Origin of the sequence: Cytobacillus sp. FSL M8-0252, from assembly GCF_038007345.1 — a bacterium.
GTDB classification, from domain to species: Bacteria; Bacillota; Bacilli; order Bacillales; family Cytobacillaceae; genus Cytobacillus; species Cytobacillus kochii.
In genome coordinates this window covers 4,625,697-4,651,110 of sequence record NZ_JBBOWZ010000001.1, presented here as the reverse complement: position 1 = coordinate 4,651,110, position 25,414 = coordinate 4,625,697, and the positions used below count along the sequence as shown (strand labels likewise).

Here is a 25,414-nt window from a genome sequence, read left to right as displayed (position 1 = left end):
ATGTATTATGTGTTATTCCTTCGAATTTACTAGTATGAAGGACTCTTCAAGTATTACTTTTCTTAGTTCAGTCTCTTATAAATTTCAAGTATTTTTTACATACAAAATATTTAAAGAGAAACTACCTTGTTAATGTGTATGAACAGACCGTTTTTCTCTTTCGTATTTGGATACTGTATAATAGAAGTTTATGAACGAGAATAATAAGAAAAAAATGAGGTTTTCACATGACCAAAAAAAGTTTTTCAGATTATCCATTAAGCAATGAGATGATAAAAGCGTTGGATAGTTTAGATTATCATACACCAACAGAAGTACAAGCAAAGGTGATACCGTTAATACTTGAGAAGATTGACCTTGTGGTGAAATCACAAACAGGGAGCGGGAAAACGGCTTCTTACGCTATTCCGATTTGTGAGTTAGTCGATTGGCAGGAAAATAAGCCGCAGGCGATTGTTTTGACACCAACAAGGGAACTGGCGGTACAGGTGAAAGAAGATATCATCAATGTTGGCCGTTTTAAACGGATTAAGGCAGCAGCAGTCGTTGGTAAACAACCGTTTCATATCCAAAAGAATGAGTTAAAGCAGAAAGTGCATGTTGTCGTTGGTACGCCTGGGCGTGTGCTTGATCATATTGAAAAGGGTACGCTCGCGCTCGATGAAGTGAAATATTTAGTCATTGATGAAGCCGACGAAATGCTTAATATGGGCTTTATCGAACAAGTTGAAGCGATTATTGACGAGATGCCGAAACAGCGGAATACGTATCTTTTCTCAGCTACGCTACCTGACCGCGTAAGAACGTTATCACTTGATTATATGAAAACCCCTATAGATATTGAGGTCAAGGCAAGCGGGCTGACCACAAAGCAAATTGAACATAGTCTTTATACAGTTTCAGAAAACGAAAAGTTGTCATTGTTAGCGGATGTGACAACTATTGAAAATCCAGATAGTGCGATTATCTTCTGTCGGACGAAGGAGCGTGTTGATACACTTTGTGACGAGTTGACCGATAAAGGGTACGACTGTGATATGATTCATGGAGGTATGGAACAATACGATCGCTTAGAAGTAATGGAAGACTTCCGCAGAGGTGAATTCCGTTATTTAGTTGCAACGGATGTCGCGGCAAGAGGAATTGATATTGATCAAATCACGCACGTTTTTAATTATGATATTCCGTTAGAGAAGGAAAGCTATGTGCACCGGACAGGAAGAACAGGGCGAGCAGGACATCACGGTAAGGCGATTACCTTTGTGACACCGCGTGAAGATAAATTTCTTAAAGAAATAGAAGCATATATTGGCTTCCAAATCCCAACATCTGAAGCGCCTTCGAAAGCAGCAGTGTCAGTGGCGAGGCCGGCATTTTTAGAAAAGCTGAACAGCGAACCACCATTAAAAGAGGCGAAAAGCGAAAAGTTAAATAAACAGATCATGAAACTCTATTTCAATGGCGGTAAGAAAAAGAAACTTAGAGCAGTCGACTTCGTTGGAACCATCGCTAAAATAGACGGTGTCACCGCCGATGACATAGGGATTATTACTATCCAAGATACGGCATCCTATGTAGAAATTCTAAATGATAAAGGTCCGCTTGTGTTGGAAACAATGAAGCATACAACTGTCAAAGGAAAGCAATTGAAAGTCCATGTGGCGAGGAAATGAACGGGTAGAGAAGTGAAGAATCTTTGGGATTCTTCACTTTTTTGTGTGCCAGGCATGTTCATTAACTTGGCGGTGAAAGTCCGCTATGGGCGTTGGGATATGCGAACCATTAGCTGAAGGCAAGGGTGTCCATGGCGACGTGGAATCTGAAGGAAGCCCTAGGCAAATCCTTGGTCTGAGGTACACGAATCACATTTGAGGTTTCCATTCCTGGATGAGTTTGCAAAACAAAACAAAGTCCAAAATATCCCCGGATGGGATGGGAATAAATGTGACAGATATATGAGGAGAAAGTGAATGAACTTACCCTGGGAGATCTCTTAATCCCCTTAATAGGAATCTATTTAGCGATAAATAACTGAATTAAGAGAAGTCAGCAGAAGTCATAGTACCAACCTAACGGTTGAGAAGGACTGAACGAAAGGAGAGAACATGTTAGAGCTATTTACAAAGGGACGATGAAACAGAAACCGATTGGGTTTCAAGGGGAGCCTTGGACGGAATCCAGGAGATTCTTTTGAAATGTAGAGTTACCTTTGTACAAACTTGACGACATGGGACCAATATGGAAACTAATGATAATTTAATTCGAAGAATTATAAGCCCAGATAATCTAAACCTAGCTTTTGTGAAGGTGAAAAGGAATAAAGGGGCAGCAGGAGTCGATGCGAAAGATATAGAAGCGACCCGTCTTCACCTTAAAGAACAGGGACAAGAAATTATAAGGCTTATACAGGACGGAAAGTACAAGCCCCAACCAGTACGAAGAGTCGAAATCCCTAAACCAGATGGAGGGAAAAGAAAACTAGGAATTCCTACGGTAGCGGATCGAGTCATCCAACAAGCCATGGTCCAAGTCTTGACACCCATTTTTGATAGACTATTCAATCCGAACAGCTATGGTTTCAGACCGAACAAAAGTGCACATCAAGCTATTGAACAGGCAAGGACATACATCGAAGATGGATATCAATTCGTTGTGGACATTGACCTTGAGAAATTCTTTGATAAAGTTCACCATGATAAACTCATGTCCCTAATTTCAAAAACAATTGAGGATAAACCGACCTTAAAGCTAATCCGACGATACTTACAAGCGGGTATTATGGAGAATGGGCTAGTTACAGTAAATAGAGAAGGGACTCCACAAGGAGGTCCATTAAGCCCTCTTCTTAGTAACATTATGTTAAATGAGCTTGATAAAGAATTGGAGAAGCGTGGACATAAGTTTGTTCGCTATGCGGATGATTGCAACATATACGTCAAGAGCCATAAAGCGGGAGAACGAGTGAAACAAGGTATTATGGACTTTATTGAGAAGAAATTAAAACTGAAGGTGAATGAGGGGAAAAGTGCAGTGGAAAAGCCAGTGGCACGTATATTCTTAGGGATGAGTTTTTACTCTTCGAGCAACACCACCCGAGTATACGTGCCAAAGAAATCGAAAAAGAGACTCGAGGAAAAGCTTAAAAAGTTAACGAACCGCAACTGGGGAATAGCCATGGAATACCGAATTCTTAAAATCAATCAATTAATCCAAGGGTGGGGCAACTACTTCAAAATAGCTGACATCAAGAAATATGCTGGAAAGATAGACGGGCATATTAGGAGAAGGCTACGTGCCTGCCGTTGGAAAGAGTGGAAGAAAGTCAGGACCAAATTTAGGAACCTGACGAGATTGGGAATCAAGAAAGGTAAGGCGTGGCAATATGCAAACTCCCGTAAGGGATACTGGAGAAATTCCAAGAGTCCTGCCTTGGACCAAGCCATGAACAATAGATATTGGCTTCAACAAGGATTAAAACAATTAACAAACATTATTACATAAACTTTCGAACCGCCGTATACCGAACGGTACGTACGGTGGTGTGAGAGGTCGGGGGTTAATCACCCCCTCCTACTCGATTATGATCTATAAGAAGAAGGATGAACAAAAGGGCTTTGGGCGTAAAGAGGAGGTGCGCGCAAAACCCCGAAAAGAAGGAAGGAGAATTGCGCGAAAAGCGGGGATGTGCGATGGCGCGAAAACAAGAGATACGCGCAAGACTTGAGAAAAGGGGAAGAAGAATTGCGCGAAAACAAGAGATACGCGCAAAACCCGAGAAAAGAGGAAGAAGAATTGCGCGAAAACAAGAGATGTGCGCAAAACCCGAGAAAAGAGGAAGGGGAATTGCGCGAAAACAAGAGATACGCGCAAGACTTGAGAAAAGAGGAAGAAGAATTGCGCGAAAACAAGAGATACGCGCAAAACCCTAGAAAAGAGAAAGGAGAATTGCGCGAAAACAAGAGATACGCGCAAAACCCGAGAAAAGAGGAAGGAGAATTGCGCGAAAACAAGAGATACGCGCAAGACTTGAGAAAAGAGGAAGAAGAATTGCGCGAAAACAAGAGATGCGCGCAAAAGCTTAGAAAAGAAGAAGAAGAATTGCGCGAAAACAAGAGATACGCGCAAGACTTGAGAAAAGAGGAAGAAGAATTGCGCGAAAACAAGAGATGCGCGCAAAACCCGAGAAAAGAGGAAGGGGAATTGCGCGAAAACAAGAGATACGCGCAAAACCCGAGAAAAGAGGAAGAAGAATTGCGCGAAAACAAGAGATGCGCGCAAAACCCGAGAAAAGAGGAAGAAGAATTGCGCGAAAACAAGAGATGCGCGCAAAACCCGAGAAAAGAGGAAGGGGAATTGCTCGAAAACAAGAGATACGCGCAAAACCCGAGAGAAAAGGAACAAGAGATACGCGCGTTAGCCATACATGTCTTCGCCTCGTTCGCAAACGAAGGTGCTTTTATAGGTGCATTAAGTAGAGCAAAAACTTCCCCTCTCCTTCTGATCGATTTAAGAAGTACCGTAGCTTCATACCCTTCTCCCAGGATAAAACCGAGCCTCCTCCACCATTTTATTCTCCTTCGCCGTCACCTCAGCTGGTGTCAATTTAAAAACCATCGTATAACTCCCTAAAGAAGATTGGTATTTTTCCACATGAGTTTGAGCCAGTTTTTTATCGTAGTATCCGGGGACGTATTTATCGAGCATACCTTGCATAGCGGCGGTGGCTTCTGTTATGTCGGTTACGGCTTGGAGTTGCCCGAAAAGCATAACGCTCATATAGGCAGTGTCCGTTTTCGCCGGAATCGGGCTAACCATTGTACCGTAATCTTCTGCGATGGTGAAACAGCAATGAGGGTTCTCGCGGATTATTTCAATTTTTCTGCCGGCAGCAGCACCGTGAAAATAGAGCGATCCGTTCATCCAGGTATAGTTTAACGGAACGACGTAAGGTTGATCACCATCAGTTAATCCCAGATAGCCTGTACGTGTATTACTTATTAGTTGTTCAATTAGGGCCTGATCTGTGCACGCTAATTTTTGATTGCGAATTTCATATGACATTTCTATCCCCATCCTTCTTCGTAAATGTTAGAATAATCGTAAGAAAAATCTGTATTTAAGAAAAGTGCCAGAAAGGGAAAGTTTCTTAGGGACAGTTGGGGGTTATGTGGGATGGAAATCACACCATTTATTCACAGGGAAAAAACGATACCACTTTATAGTCAGCTTTATCATTGGATGAAGACAGAAATTGAAGAGGGACGGCTATTGCCGGGGACAAAGGTGCCATCGATTAGGCAACTGACCCATCACTTGCAGATTAGTAGAAATACTGTGGACGCAGCGTATCAGCAGTTACAAGCAGAAGGATATCTTGAGAGTATACCTCGCAGTGGGATTTGGGTGGCAGAAATAGAGGAACGACTCTCGCAATCTTCAGAAGAGGCATCACCAGCAATAATTGAAAGGAAGTCATCATCTAAGACGATGATTGACTTTGAATATGGAAACATCGATGTAGAAAAATTCCCTTTTAAAAGTTGGAAAAAATCTCTCTCTCATGCCATCGAAGAGGAAGGACAGACGTTATCTCAGTATAGCGACAAGCAAGGAGAGTGGTTATTACGGCAAGAGATTGCCACCTATTTATTGCAATCAAGAGGAGTTCATACGAGACCAGAGCAGATTTTGATTACGAGTGGCACACAATCAGCAGTAGAGATCATTTGCCGACTTTTGAAACTGCAGGGAAAAGAGGTGGCGATAGAAGAGCCAGGCTATAGTGGGGTGCGTACCGTCTTTGTTGATCAAGGCTGTGAGATGGTCCCTGTGCCGCTTGAGAAAGATGGTTTATCTATCTATCATCTACAGAAAAGTAAGGCAAAAGCCGTTTATGTGACCCCTTCCCACCAATTTCCGTTTGGGATGATTCTTCCAGTCGGTAAAAGAACGCAAATGCTTAACTGGGCTTATCAATCAGCTGGTTATATTATCGAGGATGATTATGACGGGGAGTTTCGTTATCAAGGTCAGCCTATCCCCTCGCTCAAATCGCTAGATGAAGAAGAAAAAGTCATCTACTTAGGAACTTTTTCAAAATCATTTCTCCCTTCTATGCGCATGAGCTTTATCGTTTTTCCACCTTCATTAATGAAGCAGTACGGACAGATGTTTCCTGATTATAATCAGCCAGTTTCACCAATGATACAAGTAGCTATGGCTAAGTTTATGCATGCAGGTGATTTTGAACGGCATATTCGGAGAATGAGAAAAACATATCAGAGAAAACATCAAACACTATTAAATAGTATTGAGCAACATTTAGGCAATAAAGTAGAAATTATTGGGGAAAAATCGGGCTTACATATCCTCCTAGAATTACAAGGGCAGGCAGCACCACAAGTGATTGAAAAAGGGTTAAAAAAAGGTGTAAAAGTTTACGCCCCTTCACGTTTTTGGCTACATCCAATTAGCGACAGCCAAAGGTATATCATGCTTGGGTTTGGTGGACTATCCAATGAGGAAATTGAAGAGGGAATTGCGCTTTTAGCTAGTTGCATATAAACGAAAGTGATCCCACTTTTAAAGTGGGATCACCATTCCTATTATTTTTTAACAACAGGAATCCACATTTCACCGTATACCATACCGTTGTCCTCACTCATTTCCACTGTTGTGTTGGGTCCGCCAACATAGGCATAGTCAGTCATTTCTACTAATGCTTGACCAAAGGCCACAGCTGTTAGTTGATTACTTAATTCTTGAGCGGAGTCAGCTTTCCCTTCGACAACGAGGTAGGGTCCTTTAGGAAATTGGATAATTCTCGTTGCATCAGGTAATGTCTTTTCCGTCATCACGCCTGCATAATGCATCATTTTGTTATTGACCGCTTCGTTGACTGCGAAAATATAATTATTGTCTGCCACCGATTGAAGCTGCTCAAGTGTGCCATCCTTTTTCACAGTTTCCCAGAAATCGCTTTTCTGTTGATTGATGCTTTCTTGGTCTCTATAGTCCGCTACAATTTCAATTCCAAAGCCTAATACGACGAAACCTTCTTTTTCTTGTAATGAATAATTAGCCATTTTTATCGTCCCTCTTTCTTGAAATTTAACCAAATGATTGGTGTTTTCATTTGATGAGTTTATAATAACTTTAAATCATGTCAAAAAATGACACTGTTTAGGAGACTGAGATGAAAAAGGTTGAAAGAATTAATGTCATGATGCGATACGTTAATAATCGCGCCCATTTTACGATTTCAGAAATCATGCAGGAATTTCAAATCTCTCGGTCAACAGCGATACGAGATATACGCGAGATCGAAAGTATGGGTGTGCCTCTTGTTGCGGAAGTGGGAAGAGACGGTGGTTATGCTGTCATGAAAAACGCTGTTCTTCCCTCTGTTCGCTTCACTGATAACGAGTTAAAAGCACTATTTATAGCCTTTATGGCAACGAGAAACTTGCAATTACCTTATTTAAAGAGTCGCCAATCGTTAGCTGAGAAATTACTCGGTCTGATTTCAGAAGCGCAACAAGATGATCTCGTGCTTTTAAATAAGATTCTCTTATTTGAAGGAACGAACCCTCATAATCCTGAACTCTTAGAACTATCCGATTTACCTCACCCGATGTTAGAAAAACTGATTCAATTGATACTAACAGACCGTTATATGACCCTTTCTATTAACGATGTGGACTATCCTATTTATCTTATGCACCTTTACCGTGAGAAAAACATCTGGTGGGTGGAAGGCTTTGATATAAGCGAACAAAAGAAAAGGCTGATAGCAGTCGATCATTTGACCGAAGTGAACGTCTTTCATACGAAAAAAAGATTAAGCAGAAACAGCATGCTAAAAAAGATGGCTGAACATCATGTGAAAGACAATATCGTCATGAAACTTGGACCAAAAGCCATTGCTCAATATAAAAAGTATCATCCTTTCAATGTGGCGCTTACCTATACAGACCCCTATCAAACAACAGCTATAGCAAAAATATATGTCACCATGGAGAAACGAGATCAACTAGAGGAAATAGCCAGTTGGTTACTCTTTCTTGGAGAGGATGTAGAATTGGTGGAGGTGCCGAGAGAGGTTTATACAGCTTTAGAAGAGAGGCTCTATAAATTTCAGAAGAGAAAGAAAAGCTAATAATAACGCCAACCCAGCAATAAGCTAGATTGGCGTTGCGTTATGCGTATGATGTTTTTCGCCAAAAAGCACCTTTGTCACAAGAGCTAATCGGTGGGAAAACTTCTTCGGTTTCTAGTTGGATTTTCTTTTCCTCGCCAGTTGGACTAGGTGTACGCGTCCCATCTGTATAACCATCCCATTCGTAGTAAGCATGAGCAGTGGAACGTTGACCTGTTTTAAATCTCTCTCCAATTGCCATAAATCTTACCTCCTTTAGGGGGGTTTGTCTCTATTTACCCGCGTTTATACAGGCTAAACCAGAAGCAAGTCCAACTTTATTTTGAGGTCTTTTTTCGGAAAACCCTCAAAAAGAAAAAGCCAGTAAGCGCAAGGCTTCTGACACAGTATGATTTTTAACCATTTCGATGGAAGTATTACTTGTTCAAGGTCCTCATCCATTTTGCTTAACGTATCTTTTCCGCGTTTTGTTGGTAGAACCCCGTAATGAAAAAACATGTAATCCATGCAGTAGTTGTAACGATTATAGCTAGAAATAAACCCATAGCCTGCATGAAAATATCCTCTCCTTGATAGGATGGCTCAAGAGTGATGTACAAAAAAGTAAATAAAACGGTTAATCCCATGTAAAAACTACTTCCAATAGTAGCTAACTTTAATCTATCCCCTTTTGAGCCATGCCAGGCTTTATTTACTGATGCCCATAAATAGATGCTTGTGCATACAGCTAAAACCATAAAAATTAAGTGAACATAGGGAATGACAAAATAGCCCACAATATAAAGAGCCAGAATGGTAGCAGAAAATAGGACTGTATTCATGAAGAATAGGAGAATCCCAGCTCCCCAACATGATTGGAACCATGGCGTCTTTTTTAAAAGGTGCACGAATGGATTCCCCTTGCCAAGTTGAGAGAGGATGGGGTTTTTAAAGAATATAATAACTAACATGATGAGTGAACCAACAAATAATAATAAAGACATTATAACCCTCCATAATAAAATTATTTCATATATAGGATACAAGGTTATTTATTGAAAAACAATAAAAATTTATTGATATACTTAAGTTCCTCGTATGGTATATTTGACAGAGGAAGAGGAGATGTGAATGATGAAACTCATAGGTAGTCATATTTATTTAGGTAGTCCCCAACTGCAAGAATTCCCTTGTGTTTGGAAAATGCTGAATGATAAGGATGCACGAAAGTATACGGGAGGCATTCCGAAAATAAGTTATGCGGAAAGAGAGTTATTATATGCTGAGCAATGTCAGACCTTTGGTGAAAACGGAAATTGGGAGTTTTCTATTTATTCTAAGGAAAACAATGATTATATGGGCTATGCAGGTTTTACTTTTGACGATGTCAATAAAAGATACTACCTCATGTATGGATTAGACAGGCAATATTGGGGAAAAGGTTATCCGACAGACGCAATCACCTTACTTCTAACATTTGCAAATAAAAAATTAAATATTTCTACTATTTATGCGAGTGTTCATCCTAAGAACGCTTCGTCTATCCATTTGTTAAAGAAATTTTCATTTGCAAAAAGGGATAACGAAGATCTTTATATTCTTAGTAGTTAAAGTTACAGGAAGTAAAAGAGGGTAGCTATTTTTTTAATTTCATAAAAGAAGAGATATAATAAAACAAATATGATACAAAAGGAGAGGCGATAAGAATGCCAGAAAGACATGTGTCAGGCTGGAATTTGCAAAATAGTTATAAGAAGCTGTCTCCCGGTCTTTTTACAGAAACAAAACCACAGCGAGCAAGTGATCCCGAGATGGTGCAATGGAATAAAGAAGTAGCCGAAAGTTTAGGGATTAACAAAGAGTGGTTACAGAGTGATGAGGGCATTAAGGTGTTAGCCGGAAACCAATTGCCAGAGGGCAGTGAGCCGATTGCACAAAGCTATGCAGGACATCAGTTTGGTCATTTTAATCGCCTAGGTGATGGGCGCGCCATTCTTTTAGGTGAACAGGTGATGGTAAACGGTGATCTCGTTGATATTCAGTTAAAAGGTGCCGGTAGAACACCGTATTCTCGCGGTGGGGATGGCCGTGCGGCGCTTGGACCGATGTTGAGGGAGTATCTCATCAGTGAAGCGATGCATGGTTTGGGCATTCCAACAACGAGGAGCTTAGCCGTAGTCGAAACGGGTGATGATATTGCACGCGAAACTTTATTACCAGGCGCCATTTTGACACGAGTAGCGGCGAGTCACATTCGTGTAGGCACTTTTCAATTTGCAGCTACCTTCACGAAACCGGAAGAATTGCAGACGTTAGCTGATTATACCATTGAGCGTCATTATCCTGAGCTTTTAAAAGAAGACCATCCATACGTGGCCTTGTTGCGTAAAGTGATCGAAGTTCAGGCGGGTTTGATTGCTAAATGGCAAGCGGTCGGTTTTATTCATGGTGTCATGAACACGGATAATATGACGATCTCTGGAGAAACGATTGATTATGGTCCATGTGCCTTTATGGATACGTATGACCCAGCAACGGTATTCAGCTCCATTGATGTTCAAGGTCGTTATGCATATGGGAACCAACCATATATGGCTGGTTGGAATTTGGCGCGCTTCGCAGAGTCACTGATTCCCTTATTACATGATGAAACCGAGGAAGCGGTGAAAATTGCGCAAGAGGAAATCGGTGAATACAATCGTATCTATATTCATAAGTGGACCGGAGAAATGAGGGCAAAACTCGGTCTGTTTACAGCAGAAGAATCAGATAAGGCTCTTATTCACGATTTACTCGAAATCATGAAGGAGCAAGGCGCGGATTATACGAACACATTCATCGCCCTGACCTATCGAACATTAGATCAGCCAGCGTTCAAAGAGTGGATAGTTCGTTGGCAAGAGCGGTTAAAGAGACAGGAAGGTTCAGAAGGGGAAGTGGAACAGTTAATGAAAAATCATAACCCAGCTGTTATTCCACGAAATTATTATGTTGAAAAAGCATTAACTGCAGCGGTGAACAAAGGGGATTATCATTTATTTGAGGAGCTATTAGCGGTGCTCGCTCATCCATATGCACATACGGCAGAGCAGGAGAAGTATAAAGAGGTACCGGTACAGGATGATAATTATCAAACATATTGCGGGACGTAAAAGAAGCGGGGGAATGTCCCTTGCTTTTTTTACGCATGTTTATGGGGATTTTTGTAGGGCTTGCAAAAATTGATCGGATACGGCGAGAAACCGAACGGGTCAAAAATCGGAAGCAGTAGGGAAAACTGGTTGGATTAAGCAGGAAACGCGTCAAAAAATGGAGTCAGTAGGAAAAACTGATTGGATTAAGCAGGAAACGCGTCAAAAATCGGTGACAGTAGGAAAACCTGGTTGGATTAAGCAAGAAACGCGTCAAAAATCGGTGACAGTAGGAAAACCTGGTTGGATTAAGCAAGAAACGCGTCAAAAATCGGTGGCAGTAGGAAAACCTGATAGGATTAAGCAAGAAACGCGTCAAAAACCCGTAGCAGAAGGAAAACCTGATTGGATTAAGCAGGAAACGCGTCAAAAAACGGAGTCAGTAGAAAAACCTGATAGGATTAAGCAGGAAACGCGTCAAAAAACAGAAGCAGTAGGAAAACCTGATAGGTTTAAGAAGGAAACGCGTCAAAAAACGGTGACAGTAGGAAAACCTGATAGGATTAAGCAAGAAACGTGTCAAAAAACGGAGGCAGAAGAAAAACCTGATTGGATTAAGCAAGAAACGCGTCAAAAAACAGAAGCAGTAGGAAAACCTGATAGGATTAAGCAAGAAACGCGTCAAAAAACGGAGGCAGTAGAAAAGACTGATTGGATTAAGCAAGAAACGCGTCAAAAAACAGAAGCAGTAGGAAACCCTGATTGGATTAAGCAAGAAACGTGTCAAAAAACGGAGTCAGTAGAAAAACCTGATAGGATTAAGCAGGAAACGCGTCAAAAAACGGAGACAGTAGGAAAACCTGATAGGATTAAGCAAAAAACGAGTCAAAAACCCGCGTCAGTAGCAAAAATTGCTTGAATCAGCAGTGAAACAGAAGTAACAGCCATAGGCAATTGCAGTCAACCACCTACCACAAAAAAACACACGAACATACAGCCCATGTGTTTTGCTAACCTAGTTCTTCTCCATTACCGCAAAATAATTCTCTTCGTTATCGGCAAAGTTGAATACTTTACCAAAAGGCATTTCAACGAGCTCTCCTACTGTGATTTCTTTATTCTTATATGTTTGGTAGAGCTTTTCAATGTCAGTTGTATAAAACATTAGAGATGGTGTCCCAAGGTTTAATTCCGGGCTCATCTTTGCCACGGTTTGTTTATCTTGAAGGACAATGGTTGTTTCTGTTTGTTCGGACGAAGCAACCTCATACCATTTAAAATCTCCTTCGTCATTTTCCGCGATCAGTTTGAAGCCGATTTTTTCTATCCAAAATTGCAAGCTTGTTTGTTGGTCGTTGACGTATAACATGATTTGTCCTAGAGATAGGCTCAAATTAATTGCCTCCTTTATCTTGTCGCTTGACTATCCATATATATGACTTCCCACGTATGTCCATCAAGATCTTGAAAGCCCATTTGATACATAAATCCAAAGTCTTTTGCTTCAGATGCCAATCTACCACCAGCATCTAGCGCTTTTTTAATGATTTCATTGACTTGGTTTCTACTTTCAGCAGCAAAGGATGTAATGACCTCAATTTGGTCATTAGAATCAATGATGTTTTTGGCGGTAAAGTTTTTAAACTGTCCCTCTGTCATGAGCATGGAAAAAGTATATTCATTGATGACCATACATGCGGCGTCATCGTTCGTGAAATCGTCGTTGAAAGTAAACCCAATTTGTTTAAAAAAGTCCATTGACTTCTTTAGGTCTTTCACAGGTAAATTAATAAATGTCATCTTAGGTTGAAAAGACATTTCTTGTCACCTTCTCTTTCATAGTTAATGGTAAGACTGATTTCACGTTAATTATAGAGACATGCTATGAGGTAGTCAATTTTAATTTAGAATATTCTGTAAAAAGAACATACTTCATTCCTTCTTATCATTCTTCATAACAGAGATACACCCCTTTTTCTATGTCTAGGTTTAGGAAAGGGGTGTATTAAATCGCTAATCTTCCTTTTTTAATGCAATAACAATCTTTGTACCTTGATGCTGTTCACTAGTCAGATAAACGGTGCCACCGTGGGCTGTAATGATATCTCTCGCAATCGCCATTCCAAGCCCAGTACCTTGTGCTTTTGTATTAGTGCCACGGTAGTATCGGTCAAAAATTTGCTCTAGGTCGTCGGGAGCGATGCCGTTTCCATTATCCTCAATGATTAGTTTTCCAGCTTCTAGACGAATATCTACCTCAACGTCTGATGCATTATGCAGAAGGGCATTGTGAATAAAATTCAATAGAGCTCGTTTCATTAAATGCTGGTCGATGGACCAAATGAGTGCCGGATCATCACTTTCAAAATTGATATGATAGCCGTCATAACGAGGATCATTCAGGATGTCTATAACCATTTCCCGCGTAAATCGTTCTGCCTTTATTTCTTGTATGTGCAAAGGTAATTCTTGGTTGCGTAATCGCAGTGTTAGGTTAAAGTCATCTAGTAGTTCTTTCATATAAAGAGATTGCCGCTCAATGACTTCTGCGTACTCCTGTCTCTCCGCGTGGGAAACTTGCTCCTCATTTAATAACTCGGCATAGCCGCGAATGGAGGCAAGCGGTGTTTTTAAATCATGGGAAACATTACTTATCCATTCGTTACGCATATTTTCGAGTTTTTACGTTCTTCCTCATGCGCTTGAAGGGTAGTGGAAACTTCATTCAGATTGGCAAACACAGGTTTATAAATACCTGCTCGTTTCGTCTTTTGAACAGTGAAATTTCGTGCTTTAAGTTGAGAAATGCGTTCAATCATATAATGAACAGGCTTGGTCAGTATTGTGCTAAAGAGTAGCCCAACAATAGCTGCGATAATCAAATCAACAATCGTTATGGCAATGATTGCTTTGAAGACATACGTAATGACTGAAGTGGTATCCATCATAAAAGTAACGCGCTCCTCTTTACTTTGGGGGACACCAATGATGTAACTATATTCTTCGAATTCCCCGAGGAAATACGTATTAAAATGATCGTCCATATACTTATATTTATGTACAAGTTCTACAGGGCTATAATGATTTGCAACTCCATCAGGTGCAAATTTAGAGGAAATCACCTCTCCATTTTGATTTAAAATTTGCAGCCACGCACCGAATGATTCTAGCGCTTCTACTCCTTCAGCTGAAAGAGTTGGTTGTTCATTTTCTAATGTTAAATAGTTAGAAAATGAACGGGTGAATCGTTCGGCTGAACCACTTTCTACTTGATCAATGCCTTGTTGTTGCTGATAAATAAGCAAACCAATTAAAACCATTGTATTAACAATGATGACGATGAAAACGATGCTTAAAATTGAGAATAAATACCTACCAGTTAATTTCCATTTCATTTGTCCTCACCTATTTTACATTCAGTCGATACCCGAGCCCTTTAACCGTCGTAATGAAGGTCGGTTTGGAGGGGGTATCTTCTATTTTCTCACGTAATCTGCGGATATGAACCATTAAAGTATTATCTGCTCCGTAGAAGTCTTCACCCCACACGGTTTGAAACAATGTTTCCTTACTAAGTATTCGATTTGGGTTTCGGATAAAACAAGCCATTAACCCAACTTCCTTAGCAGTTAGTTCTATGCGTTGATCCTGCTTGTACACTTCTGTTTGTTCTTTATTTAAGGCAAAAGGACCGGCAGTCATCATCGTTGTTTCTATCATTGCTTGTTCAGATACCTGTTGTGAATAGCTGCCAGCACGTCGGAGTTGCGCTTTCACACGATAAGCAACTTCTTTTGGGCTGAATGGTTTTGTAATATAGTCATCTCCACCAATTGCCAATCCTAATATCTTATCGATTTCATCTGTTTTGGCGGATAGGAATAAAATTGGAATTCTCGAGACTTCACGGATTTTTTTACATAAATCGTATCCCTCACCGTCAGGAAGCATCACATCGAGAATCGCTAAATGTGGGGAGAAAGCCTGGAATTGTTCCCAACCATTCTTAACTGTACCTGCTGTTTGTATCGATTGAAATCCTTCTTTTTTTAGAGATGTTTGCATGAGCTGACATAAATCTTGTTCATCATCAACGATTAGAATACGAGGCTGTTTCACATTGATTCCTTCCTTTCATCTATCTATTAGCCTTATCTTAACAGTGTTTAACGATTATTATATACAATTTAAGGATTTTGTAAGGTAGAAGTGAATTTAGTGTAAGGATGGGGAGGTAAAGTAGAGACATAAGAAAGAGGTGCTTAATATATGGAATCATTATTAGTTGTAAAAAAGGTAGAAAAAATATACGGAAAAGGTGCAAACACATTTCATGCGCTTCAGAATATATCATTTGACATTAGCCATGGGGAATTTGTAGGCGTTATGGGGCCATCAGGAGCTGGGAAGTCTACCTTACTAAATGTATTGGCAACAATTGACTCTCCGACAAACGGTGATATTTATATTGAAGAAGACAATATTGCCAAAATGAAAGAAGAGAAGTTAGCGGATTTTCGCCGTGATCATTTAGGTTTTATTTTTCAAGACTACAATCTACTCGATTCATTAACTGTTCGCGAAAATATTGTCTTGCCACTGGCGATTGCTAAAAAATCAGCAAAGGAAATGGCTGAAAAAGTAGAGACATTAGCGCATACTTTCGGGATTGCTTCTTTATTGGATAAATATCCTTATCAAATATCTGGAGGTCAGAAACAAAGAACGGCAGCTTGTCGTGCATTGATTTCGAATCCTAAATTGATTTTTGCTGATGAACCGACTGGTGCTTTGGATTCAAAGTCAGCAACAGACTTACTAGAAAGCATGAGCCAATTAAATGAAAAGCATGAAACAACGATTATGATGGTTACGCATGATGCTTATGCTGCTAGTTTTTGCCGAAGAATTCTTTTTATTAAAGATGGCCAATTATCAAAGGAAATCTATCGTGGTTCACATACGAGAAAAGAGTTTTTCCAAATGATCTTAGCGGAATTGGCACAGCTAGGCGGTGACGATAATGACGCTATTTGATTTAGCGATCAAAAATATTCGTCGAAATGTGAAGAGTTATGGGCTGTACATCGGCTCGATGATTTTCTCTATTATCATTTATTTTACTTTTGTCACGTTGAAATATAGTGAAGACATCACTGCCTTGGCAGCAGTCTCAAAGCAAGTCAGTAGTATTATGAGTGCATCTGCATTTGTCCTGATTATTTTTGTTGCTGTATTTATCCTTTATTCGAACTCTTTTTTTATGAAAAAAAGGAAGCTGGAAGTAGCGCTTTATTCCTTACTTGGGGTACGTAAACGCTCCATCGGTTTTATGCTTTTTTTCGAGAATATCGTTATTGGCGTAATTGCCTTAATTATTGGTGTTGGCTTGGGCTTCTTACTATCACAACTTCTCTTAATGGTTTTATTAAAATTAATGGGACTTGAAGTAATGAGTAGTCTAGCATTTTCACCAAGTGCAGTTGTTAATACAGTCATCGTCTTTATGATTCTGTTTTTATTTACGTCATTACAAGGGTATCGTGTAATTTATCGTTTTAAGTTAATTGATTTATTTCACGCAGAAAAGAAAGGCGAGGAATTTCCGAAAGCACGTCTTATTTCGGCTTTATTAGGTGTGGCATCATTAGCAGGTGCTTATTGGTTGGCGTTGCAAGATTTGATGACTTCAGAAGTATGGCGCTTACTTAGTGTAGCTATGCCATTAGTTATTATTGGATTAACGGTGTTAGGAACGTATCTTATTTTTAATAGTGTACTTGTTTATATTTTATCGAAATTAAAAAATCAAAAGAACTGGGCTTGGAAAGGCTTAAATCTATGGACAACGTCACAGCTATTGCACCGCATTCGTGGAAATGCACGAACACTAACAGTGATTGCAACTTTAAGTGCGACAACAATTACTGCTGGTGGTGCGGTATTTGGGCTTTATTATAATGCGGATAAAGAAATAGAGACCTATACGCCTATTACATTTATGTGGGAGGGCGAGCCACAGAAAATTACACAAGACATTGTTGTGTATGAAGAGGAAATCAAAAGTAAAACTGTCCGTATAGCTGAAGGTGGCATGGAAATTGACTACCAAGTAATGGATTATTCAACCTTCAAGCAATTGGCTACACGACAAGGGTGGGAGGACCTCCCTACCATTAATCAGGAAGAGGCATTCATCCTGGATACGTATTATGATGAGCGTTGGTCGACGAAAGTAGATGAGGTTAAGCTTAATAAGCAGACATTAAATGTGATCGCTTACGAGGATCGATCCGTTGTTAATACCTTCACAATGGGAGGTAAATTATTAGTTGTAACAGATGCTTTGTTTGAACAAATAGACAGCCCGCAGGTGACCTACCAAGCGGTTCAAGTGGAAGATTATAAAAAGCAGCAAGCACTATCAGATGATTTAGCTGCTTCTACAGAACAATTTTCAAGTGCAACACAACAATATAAAGATTCCATTGAAGCTTCAGGCTCTATGCTATTTGTTGGAAGCTTTCTTGGACTCGTATTCTTAGTCGCTACGGGTAGCATCATTTTCTTTAAGATGATGACTGAAGCAGAAGAAGATAAAGGGAAATATCAAGTGTTATACAAAATTGGTGTGTCACAAAAAGAAATGAAACGAACGATTAGACATCAGGTGGGAATGATCTTTACGGCACCACTACTACTTGGATTAATGCATGGAGCGATCGCCTTAGTTGCATTTTCTAATTTGCTAATGATGAATCTGCTTATACCAGTAGTAATATGGATGCTAGCATATACAATGATCTATTTCATCTATTATTTCTTAACGATAAGAAGCTTTCAAAAGACGATATTTTCAATGTTAGGGGAGAGATAAATGAAGAAGACAACTGGGGTTATTGGAGGAATTGTCATCGTTTTTATTGTGGCAGTTATTCTATTAATAAATATAGATTTTAATCGTTTAGGCAAAGAGAATGCGTATGTTCAATTAAATGAAGAGCCGAGAGTAGAAGAAGAAACATTAGAATCAGGAGAAGTGATGAAAAGGTATTGGTATGAGCTGCCAGCTTATAATAAAGAAGGCAAAGCAATCGCAGTAGAATTCTCTGCTTCTAGAGCTTTGCGTGAGGATGCCTACTTAATGCTTTACCTTGATGATAGTAATGAAGTCACGTCTTACGATGAAGTAAAAGAAAGTGATATTCCTTCAGAAGTAATAGAAAAAATAAAATCGTAAAGATAGGTCCCTGAAATTTTTATTCGGGGGCTTTTAAGTATTTTGGAATAATAAATAATTAGAATGGTAAAGTTGAATAAAACAGCAAAATATCCGTTAAAAGCAAATAAAATAATACCCACTAAGAAAAAATGCGCGGAACTTTCCAACTTTTATCTGTTTTCCATTATTTTTTTCAGTCAAATATCAAAAAATTTTATATAATATAAATAGGATTTATACTATTATAGAGGGAGAAGAATTTCTTCTATGATGGATAATTGCCAATTTTATAGTATAATTAGTATTGAGAAATATATATTTTGCAAAGATTGATGACATTTAATTTAGCGCATTTTAAAGAGAAGGTGCCTGCACAATGTAAACGTTTGCCTACATCGACCAACAACTGGAAGGGTAGAGAAGCGTTTTTGGTGTAGGTTAGACTATTGTCTTATTTTCTCTGCAAATTTCACGGTATAAGGATGGTAAAAAATGAGCAACGGGGAAACCAAAGAAGTGATTTTAATTGGTGCTGGGATTATGAGCGCGACTTTAGGTTCGCTCTTAAAAGAATTAGTTCCAGACTGGAAAATCAAAGTGTTTGAGAAATTGGATAAAACAGGGGAAGAAAGTTCAAATGAGTGGAACAATGCAGGTACAGGTCATGCTGCATTATGTGAGCTTAACTATACGAAAGAAAATCCAGATGGTTCTGTTGATATTAAGAAAGCCATCAATATTAACGAGCAGTTCCAAGTTTCTAAACAATTTTGGGCTTATCTAGTTGATAGTCAATTAATTAGAAGACCACAAGAGTTCATTATGCCTTTGCCACATATGAGTTTAGTGCAAGGACAAAAAAATGTAGAGTTTTTGAAAAGACGTCATGAAGCAATGTCTAGCAATCCACTATTTGCTAGTATGGAGTATGCGACAGATCATGAAACATTAAAAAAATGGATTCCATTAATTATGGAAAACCGTGCAACTACTGATGCGATTGCCGCAACAAAAATCGATTCAGGGACAGATGTAAACTTCGGTGCTCTTACACGTTTATTATTCCAACAACTAGAGTCTCAAGGTGTGGAAATGCACTATCAGCATAGTGTAGATGATTTAAAACGCACAAGAGATGGCGGCTGGGAAGTGAAAGTACGTGACCATGCAGGTGGAAACCTGGAAAACCATAAAGCAGACTTTGTCTTTATCGGTTGTGGAGGCGGTAGCTTACACTTACTACAAAAGTCAGGTATTCCTGAAGGGAAAGGCATTGGCGGGTTCCCTGTAAGTGGAATATTTATGTCTTGTACAAACCAAGAGATCGTGGAACAGCATCATGCGAAAGTTTATGGTAAAGCGCCTGTGGGTGCACCACCAATGTCTGTGCCGCATTTGGATACAAGATACATTAATAACAAAAAATCATTATTATTCGGTCCATTCGCCGGCTTCTCACCAAAGTTTTTAAAAAATGGATCCATGTTTGATTTAATCACTTCTGTTAAGCCAAGCAATGTGTTAACCATGTTATCAGCTGGTGTGAAGGAAATGGGCTTAACAAAATATCTAATTGAGCAAGTGCTACAGTCAAAAGAAAAGCGTATGGAGCAATTACGTGAATTCGTTCCAAATGCAAAAAGTGAAGACTGGGAATTAGTCATTGCTGGACAACGTGTGCAAGTGATTAAAGATACAGAAGAAGGCGGAAAAGGGACGCTCCAATTTGGTACTGAAGTGGTAACGGCAGGCGACGGTTCAATAGCTGCTTTATTAGGCGCATCACCAGGGGCATCAACAGCTGTTCCAGTAATGCTGGATATCATTGAGCGCTGCTTCCCAGAAAACATAAAAGAGTGGGAGCCAAAAATTAAAGAGATGGTACCATCTTACGGTCTTTCTTTATCAGAAAATCCGGAGTTACTCCAAAAAGTAAATCAAACGACTGACCGAGCGCTCGGTTTAGATCAAAATAAAGCGATTCATAATTAATATATGAGAGAGAAACCTGAACATCACAGCTGAAGTGTGGAATGTTCAGGTTTTTTTGTGTTTATGAATGGTTATTGATTGGTGGGGAATATTGTAAGCCTGTCCGAACAGCCGCATGATAAATAGTTGAAAATCAGAGGAATTTTGGAAAATGATTGTGATTAGATACGAGTTCAGAGTAGCGTATTTATGATTGTGCATAGGCGAATTACCCGCATAATCTGACAGAATAAATGTAACTTTTGTGAAAATAGCCCTTTAGTCCCCTGGCGTTTTTCTATACAAACCCTTTTCCCTCTCCGGTTATTAATAAATCATTTATGAAATCCGTCCGTAATGTTGCTGTTCTAAACCCTATATTTCCCTTAGTGTGTAAGTATTATCTATTGTCAAATCCTAATATAATCTGATATGATTTATTCGTAAAGTATTTAGATGTCTAAATATATTATTTTAATAAAGGGGTCTTTCTCATGAAATTGAATGGTAAGGTTGCGATTATTACTGGGAGTGCTTCTGGAATCGGAAGAGGAATGGCGCTTGCGATGGCGAAAGAAGGCGCGCATGTTGCCATTGTTGATGTGAATGAAGAAAAAGGGAAAGAGACATTAGCAGAGATTCGTGTTCACACAGAAGGTATGCTGTTTATCAAAGATATCACAGTACAAGAAAACATTACGCAAATTGTTGAAGAAGTTGTTAAGAAGTTTGGTAAACTTGATATTCTCGTAAATAATGCACATGTATCTAAGCAGGTGCTCTTTAATGAAACAACTCAAGAACATTTTGACCTTTCTTTTAACACTGGTTTTTATCCAACGGTTCGCTTTATGCAAGCGGCGTATCCTGAGTTAAAGAAAAATAAAGGAAAAGTCATTAATTTTGCTTCAGGAGCGGGAATTGATGGACAAGTGACACAAACAGCTTATGCTGCTGCGAAAGAAGCGATACGTGCCATCACACGTGTAACAGCAAATGAATGGGGACCTGATCATATTAATATTAACTTGATTTCTCCAATTGCTTTAACACCAGGTGTTGAACAATGGAAGCAACATGCGCCAGAAGCATATGATGCGATGGTAAATAAGATTCCATTACGCCGTTTAGGTGATCCTGAAAATGATATCGGAAAAGTAGCTGTATTCTTAGCAAGTGAAGATTCAAACTACATTACTGGACAAACTATTCTTGTTGATGGTGGATCAATAAAATTACATTAATTCAAAAATCTCCTACCAAAATAAATGGCGGGGGATTTTTTTGTCTCTAATTCAGATTCCATCATTATAAGTAGACAGAATGTTTGTAAATGCCCGTCAAAATGACATTATAGAGGGATTGAGCTATAATATATCCGTTATTGATTACCTTTCATAAATGGAAAGGGGGTTTATTTCATTTGATTCAAATGCATGATATAAGTAAACGCTTCGCTGATTATGAAGCGATTAAAGCGGTTGATATCGAAGTAAATGAAGGCGAGATCTACGGCATCATTGGTGCAAGTGGAGCGGGGAAATCGACATTACTACGGTTAATGAACTTGCTTGAAGTACCCGATTGCGGTGAAGTCGTTGTTGATGGAAAAAACTTGATGACGATGAAACCAAAACAGTTAAGAGAAGCGAGAAAATCAATGGGGATGATTTTTCAGCATTTTAATCTTGTGGCGAATTTAACCATTTATGATAATGTCGAGGTTTGTCTTCAGCTAGCAAACTATCCGAAGCATCGACGAAGAGAAAGAGTGATGGAATGCTTGAGGTTCGTCGGTCTTGCTCATTTGGAAAAGCAGTACCCACAAAGTTTAAGTGGCGGTCAAAAACAAAGAGTGGCGATTGCTAGAGCCCTTGCGAACGAGCCTAAGGTGTTATTATGCGATGAACCAACTTCTTCGCTTGATCCTCATACAACAGCAGAAATTCTTGCTGTGCTAGAGGAGATTAATCGTACATTAGGGGTCACGATTGTCATTGTTAGCCATGAGATGGAGGTTATACAAAGTATTTGTCACCGCGTATCGGTCATGGCAGATGGTTCTGTCTATAAGACAATCGAGCTAGAACCAAAAGGCATCCCTGATGTGGACCACACCCCTGAATATTTTATTGAAAAATTAACAGGTGAGGTGAGCGGGGATGCCTGAAGTATTGCAAAGGTATGAGGCGGAAATATGGCAAGCGATTGGCGAGACTTTTGCGATGGTGGGGATGTCTATTCTTGCCGCTGTCATCGTGGGACTCCCTGTTGGAACACTACTTTTTCTTTGTCGAAAAGGGAATTTACTAGAAAGCCGAGCTGTTTTTTCGATTTTAAATTTATTGGTTAATACGATTCGTTCTTTTCCATTTTTATTATTAGTCGTCTTCTTGATTCCTTTTACAAGGTTCATTATTGGGACAGCGATAGGCACAGCGGCAGCAACTGTACCGCTTTCTATTATCGCTATCGCACATTATTCTCGCCTTGTAGAGCAGTCTTTATTAGATGTCCCTAGAGGCGTAATAGAGGCAGCAAAGGCAATGGGGGCATCGGTTGTCGAAGTTGTCTTCAAATTTTTGTTTGTCGAAGCACGTTCAGGGCTAGTCCTTGGCTTAACGACTTCAATTATTAGTTTTATATCTTATTCCACTATTATGGGGGTAGTAGGTGGTGGAGGAATTGGTGATTTCGCCATTCGCTATGGATATCAACAATTTATGACGGATTTAATGATATATATGATCATTATTATGGTCATTCTCGTACAGTGCATCCAGTTTATTGGGACAACAGTTGCGAGAGTGATTGATAAGAGATGATTACATACTGAAGGAGGAAAATATGAAAAGACTATTTGCTTTAATGATACTAAGTATTTTGATGCTTGCTGCTTGTGGTCAAGAAACAGAAGATCAAACAGACGATAAACAAATAAATGGTGGTGACAGTAAAGAAGAGGTAACACTAAAAGTCGCTTCGCTTATTCCACCGATGACAGAGATTCTTGAGTTAGTAGCGCCACAACTGAAAGAAGAGGGCATTCATCTAGAGATGGTTGTGCTAAGTGATAATGTGCAACCCAATACAGCATTAGCGGCAAAAGAAGTAGATGCAAACTTTTTTCAACATGTTCCTTATATGGAGGAGTACAATCGTAGTAATGATGCGAATTTAGTGGCAATACAAGAGATTTATTTTGCCAATTATGGTGTTTATTCAAAGAACTTTGAAGATATAGCTGATTTACCTGAAGGAGCAACGATTGCCATTGCCAATGATGTATCCAATATTGACCGTTCATTAGCATTACTAGCGCAACATGATGTGATTGAATTAAAAGAAAAAACAGGTCCATATTATACGAAATCAGACATCACATCTAATCCAAAGAATTATCAGTTCGAAGAGGTAGATTTATTAATGCTAGCGAGAATGTATGATGATGCTGATGCAGTCGTAATGACTCCTGCTTATGCTGCACCACTGGGCTTAACACCAAAAAGTGATGCACTACTAACAGAAGGTATTGATAATGACTTTGCCATTACACTTGTCGCTCGCGAAGATAACAAAGATTCAGAAGCGATTCAAAAACTTGCAGAAGCAATGACAAGTCCTGAAGTGAAAAAATTCTTAGAAGAAAATTATGATGAAACGGCGATTCCGGCATTTGAATAACATAGAAATGTCTATGATCTAGAAGCTGAAACAAAACTAAATTCTTCACTTCTAATTCATAACTAAACACGTGAAAAATAATAAAAAACGAACTAATCTGAAGCTCTAAAATAGAGTTTCAAATATTAGTTCGTTTTTTTCATTTGCGGAAAACCTTTTGTCCCAGCCTCTTGTGGCATTTTATAAATGTATCTGTCTATGTGAGTCTGATGTATTGAATCAGAACCTTCTTAATGAATTGGTTGGTGGGGAATGAAGCGGGATGATCGCGCAAAAGTCGAGGGAGAAAAGGAAAGAAGTACGCGTAAATAGGGAATACGCGCAAAAGTGAGTGAAGAAAAGGAAAGAAGTGCGCGCAAATAGGGAATACGCGCAAAAGCGAGTGAAGAAAGGGAAAGAAGTGCGCGCAAATAGGAAATACGCGCAAAAGTGAGTAAAGAAAAGGAAAGAAGTGCGCGCAAATAGGGAATACGCGCAAAAGCGAGTGAAGAAAGGGAAAGAAGTGCGCGCAAATAGGGAATACGCGCAAAAGTGAGTGAAGAAAAGGAAAGAAGTGCGCGCAAATAGGAAATACGCGCAAAAGTGAGTAAAGAAAAGGAAAGAAGTGCGCGCAAACAGGGAATACGCGCAAAAGTGTGAGTGGAGAAAAGGAAAGAAGTGCGCGCAAATAGGGAATACGCGCAAAAGCGAGTGGAGAAAAGGAAAGAAGTGCGCGCAAACAGGGAATACGCGCAAAAGTGAGTGGAGAAAAGGAAAGAAGTGCGCGCAAATAGGAAATACGCGCAAAAGCGAGTGAAGAAAGTGAAAGAAGTGCGCGCAAACAGGGAATACGCGCAAAAGTGAGTAAAGAAAAGGAAAGAAGTGCGCGCAAACAGGGAATACGCGCAAAAGTGAGTGGAAAAGGAAAGAAGTGCGCGCAAATAGGGAATACGCGCAAAAGCGAGTGAAGAAAGGGGGAAAGAAGTGCGCGCAAACAGGGAATACGCGCAAAAGTGAGTAAAGAAAAGGAAAGAAGTGCGCGCAAACAGGGAATACGCGCAAAAGTGAGTGGAGAAAAGGAAAGAAGTGCGCGCAAACAGGGAATACGCGCAAAAGTGAGTGGAGAAAAGGAAAGAAGTGCGCGCAAATAGGGAATACGCGCAAAAGTGAGTAAAGAAAAGGAAAGAAGTGCGCACAAACAGGGAATACGCGCAAAAAATCGAATAAAAAATCAAAGTTGTGAACGCAAAGTCACAGTAGCTTACAGCAAGAACGTTTAGATCCGAGGTT

At 39.6% G+C, this 25,414-nt stretch carries 26 protein-coding genes; 17 read left to right on the top strand and 9 right to left on the bottom strand.

Features of this window, described 5'->3' with window-relative positions; all coding sequences use genetic code 11:
* Positions 1-227 precede the first annotated feature (227 nt).
* The 3 genes from MKX83_RS23495 (at position 228) to MKX83_RS23485 (ending at position 4,629) form a co-directional block, all read left to right on the top strand.
* Positions 228-1,673: a DEAD/DEAH box helicase gene (locus MKX83_RS23495; RefSeq protein WP_341058357.1), complete on the top strand. Its 1,446-nt coding sequence runs from the start codon at positions 228-230 to the stop codon at positions 1,671-1,673.
* Positions 1,674-2,238: 565 nt separating this feature from the next.
* Positions 2,239-3,501 (top strand): group II intron reverse transcriptase/maturase, encoded by a 1,263-nt coding sequence (gene ltrA / locus MKX83_RS23490; protein ID WP_341054110.1) that lies wholly within the window; start codon positions 2,239-2,241, stop codon positions 3,499-3,501.
* A 240-nt stretch (positions 3,502-3,741) separates the two neighbouring features.
* A complete protein-coding gene (locus MKX83_RS23485) occupies positions 3,742-4,629 on the top strand; it encodes a hypothetical protein (protein WP_341058355.1) in 888 nt (295 codons plus the stop codon).
* Here MKX83_RS23485 and MKX83_RS23480 read toward each other — a convergent pair.
* On the bottom strand, positions 4,525-5,061 hold the full coding sequence (locus MKX83_RS23480; protein WP_095371388.1) for a pyridoxamine 5'-phosphate oxidase family protein: 537 nt from the start codon (positions 5,059-5,061) through the stop codon (positions 4,525-4,527). The genes MKX83_RS23485 and MKX83_RS23480 overlap by 105 nt on opposite strands.
* A 111-nt stretch (positions 5,062-5,172) precedes the next feature.
* On the opposite strand from MKX83_RS23480, the gene pdxR reads away from it, so the two are divergent.
* Positions 5,173-6,564, top strand: a complete 1,392-nt coding sequence (gene pdxR, locus MKX83_RS23475; RefSeq protein WP_281202975.1) for a MocR-like pyridoxine biosynthesis transcription factor PdxR — start codon at positions 5,173-5,175, stop codon at positions 6,562-6,564.
* A gap of 41 nt (positions 6,565-6,605) precedes the next feature.
* On the opposite strand, the gene MKX83_RS23470 is transcribed toward pdxR, so the two are convergent.
* Entirely contained in the window at positions 6,606-7,085 is a 480-nt protein-coding gene (locus MKX83_RS23470; RefSeq protein ID WP_341058347.1) for a GyrI-like domain-containing protein, read from the bottom strand.
* Between the two features lie 110 nt (positions 7,086-7,195).
* Between MKX83_RS23470 and MKX83_RS23465 the strand changes: the two genes are divergently transcribed.
* Positions 7,196-8,158, top strand: a complete 963-nt coding sequence (locus tag MKX83_RS23465) for a helix-turn-helix transcriptional regulator (protein ID WP_341058345.1) — start codon at positions 7,196-7,198, stop codon at positions 8,156-8,158.
* Positions 8,159-8,198: 40 nt separating this feature from the next.
* Here MKX83_RS23465 and MKX83_RS23460 read toward each other — a convergent pair whose 3' ends face one another.
* Positions 8,199-8,399 carry a YjzC family protein gene (locus tag MKX83_RS23460; RefSeq protein ID WP_095371392.1) on the bottom strand — a complete coding sequence of 67 codons (201 nt, stop codon included), beginning with the start codon at positions 8,397-8,399 and terminating at the stop codon, positions 8,199-8,201.
* A 205-nt stretch (positions 8,400-8,604) separates the two neighbouring features.
* Positions 8,605-9,141: a hypothetical protein gene (locus tag MKX83_RS23455; RefSeq protein WP_341058343.1), complete on the bottom strand. Its 537-nt coding sequence runs from the start codon at positions 9,139-9,141 to the stop codon at positions 8,605-8,607.
* Positions 9,142-9,268: 127 nt separating this feature from the next.
* Here MKX83_RS23455 and MKX83_RS23450 point away from each other — a divergent pair, with 127 nt between their 5' ends.
* The 3 genes from MKX83_RS23450 to MKX83_RS23440 all read left to right on the top strand — a co-directional run bounded on the left by MKX83_RS23450 (position 9,269) and on the right by MKX83_RS23440 (position 12,187).
* Positions 9,269-9,748: a GNAT family N-acetyltransferase gene (locus MKX83_RS23450; RefSeq protein ID WP_341058341.1), complete on the top strand. Its 480-nt coding sequence runs from the start codon at positions 9,269-9,271 to the stop codon at positions 9,746-9,748.
* Positions 9,749-9,843: 95 nt separating this feature from the next.
* Complete coding sequence (locus MKX83_RS23445; protein WP_341058339.1) at positions 9,844-11,289, top strand: protein adenylyltransferase SelO; 1,446 nt, start codon at positions 9,844-9,846, stop codon at positions 11,287-11,289.
* Between the two features lie 157 nt (positions 11,290-11,446).
* The gene (locus tag MKX83_RS23440; RefSeq protein WP_341058334.1) at positions 11,447-12,187 is read left to right on the top strand and encodes a hypothetical protein; all 741 of its coding nucleotides are present in this window, start codon (positions 11,447-11,449) and stop codon (positions 12,185-12,187) included.
* Positions 12,188-12,283: 96 nt separating this feature from the next.
* Here the strand turns inward: MKX83_RS23440 and MKX83_RS23435 are convergent, their stop codons facing one another.
* The 5 genes from MKX83_RS23435 to MKX83_RS23415 form a co-directional block, all read right to left on the bottom strand.
* Entirely contained in the window at positions 12,284-12,637 is a 354-nt protein-coding gene (locus tag MKX83_RS23435; RefSeq protein WP_411675022.1) for a VOC family protein, read from the bottom strand.
* A 38-nt stretch (positions 12,638-12,675) separates the two neighbouring features.
* On the bottom strand, positions 12,676-13,086 hold the full coding sequence (locus MKX83_RS23430) for a VOC family protein (protein ID WP_095371398.1): 411 nt from the start codon (positions 13,084-13,086) through the stop codon (positions 12,676-12,678).
* A gap of 195 nt (positions 13,087-13,281) precedes the next feature.
* Positions 13,282-13,938 (bottom strand): sensor histidine kinase, encoded by a 657-nt coding sequence (locus MKX83_RS23425; RefSeq protein ID WP_341058329.1) that lies wholly within the window; start codon positions 13,936-13,938, stop codon positions 13,282-13,284.
* The gene (locus tag MKX83_RS23420) at positions 13,920-14,663 is read right to left on the bottom strand and encodes a hypothetical protein (RefSeq protein ID WP_324837877.1); all 744 of its coding nucleotides are present in this window, start codon (positions 14,661-14,663) and stop codon (positions 13,920-13,922) included. The genes MKX83_RS23425 and MKX83_RS23420 overlap by 19 nt, the downstream gene beginning before the upstream one ends.
* 10 nt (positions 14,664-14,673) lie before the next feature.
* Positions 14,674-15,387, bottom strand: a complete 714-nt coding sequence (locus tag MKX83_RS23415) for a response regulator transcription factor (protein ID WP_341058324.1) — start codon at positions 15,385-15,387, stop codon at positions 14,674-14,676.
* 150 nt (positions 15,388-15,537) lie between these two features.
* Between MKX83_RS23415 and MKX83_RS23410 the strand changes: the two genes are divergently transcribed.
* From MKX83_RS23410 to MKX83_RS23370, 9 genes are all read left to right on the top strand, one after another.
* The gene (locus MKX83_RS23410) at positions 15,538-16,305 is read left to right on the top strand and encodes an ABC transporter ATP-binding protein (protein ID WP_095371400.1); all 768 of its coding nucleotides are present in this window, start codon (positions 15,538-15,540) and stop codon (positions 16,303-16,305) included.
* The gene (locus MKX83_RS23405) at positions 16,292-18,145 is read left to right on the top strand and encodes an FtsX-like permease family protein (protein ID WP_095371401.1); all 1,854 of its coding nucleotides are present in this window, start codon (positions 16,292-16,294) and stop codon (positions 18,143-18,145) included. Before MKX83_RS23410 ends, MKX83_RS23405 begins: the two co-directional genes overlap by 14 nt.
* Positions 18,146-18,508: a YxeA family protein gene (locus MKX83_RS23400; RefSeq protein ID WP_095371402.1), complete on the top strand. Its 363-nt coding sequence runs from the start codon at positions 18,146-18,148 to the stop codon at positions 18,506-18,508.
* 474 nt (positions 18,509-18,982) lie between these two features.
* Positions 18,983-20,482: a malate:quinone oxidoreductase gene (locus MKX83_RS23395; protein ID WP_095371403.1), complete on the top strand. Its 1,500-nt coding sequence runs from the start codon at positions 18,983-18,985 to the stop codon at positions 20,480-20,482.
* Positions 20,483-20,955: 473 nt separating this feature from the next.
* Complete coding sequence (locus MKX83_RS23390; RefSeq protein ID WP_341058321.1) at positions 20,956-21,705, top strand: SDR family NAD(P)-dependent oxidoreductase; 750 nt, start codon at positions 20,956-20,958, stop codon at positions 21,703-21,705.
* A 179-nt stretch (positions 21,706-21,884) separates the two neighbouring features.
* Entirely contained in the window at positions 21,885-22,631 is a 747-nt protein-coding gene (locus tag MKX83_RS23385; RefSeq protein WP_095371405.1) for a methionine ABC transporter ATP-binding protein, read from the top strand.
* A complete protein-coding gene (locus tag MKX83_RS23380) occupies positions 22,624-23,286 on the top strand; it encodes a methionine ABC transporter permease (RefSeq protein ID WP_095371406.1) in 663 nt (220 codons plus the stop codon). Before MKX83_RS23385 ends, MKX83_RS23380 begins: the two co-directional genes overlap by 8 nt.
* A 22-nt stretch (positions 23,287-23,308) precedes the next feature.
* Positions 23,309-24,145: a MetQ/NlpA family ABC transporter substrate-binding protein gene (locus MKX83_RS23375; protein ID WP_322909881.1), complete on the top strand. Its 837-nt coding sequence runs from the start codon at positions 23,309-23,311 to the stop codon at positions 24,143-24,145.
* 992 nt (positions 24,146-25,137) lie between these two features.
* Positions 25,138-25,275, top strand: a complete 138-nt coding sequence (locus MKX83_RS23370) for a hypothetical protein (protein WP_341058319.1) — start codon at positions 25,138-25,140, stop codon at positions 25,273-25,275.
* Positions 25,276-25,414 lie beyond the last annotated feature (139 nt).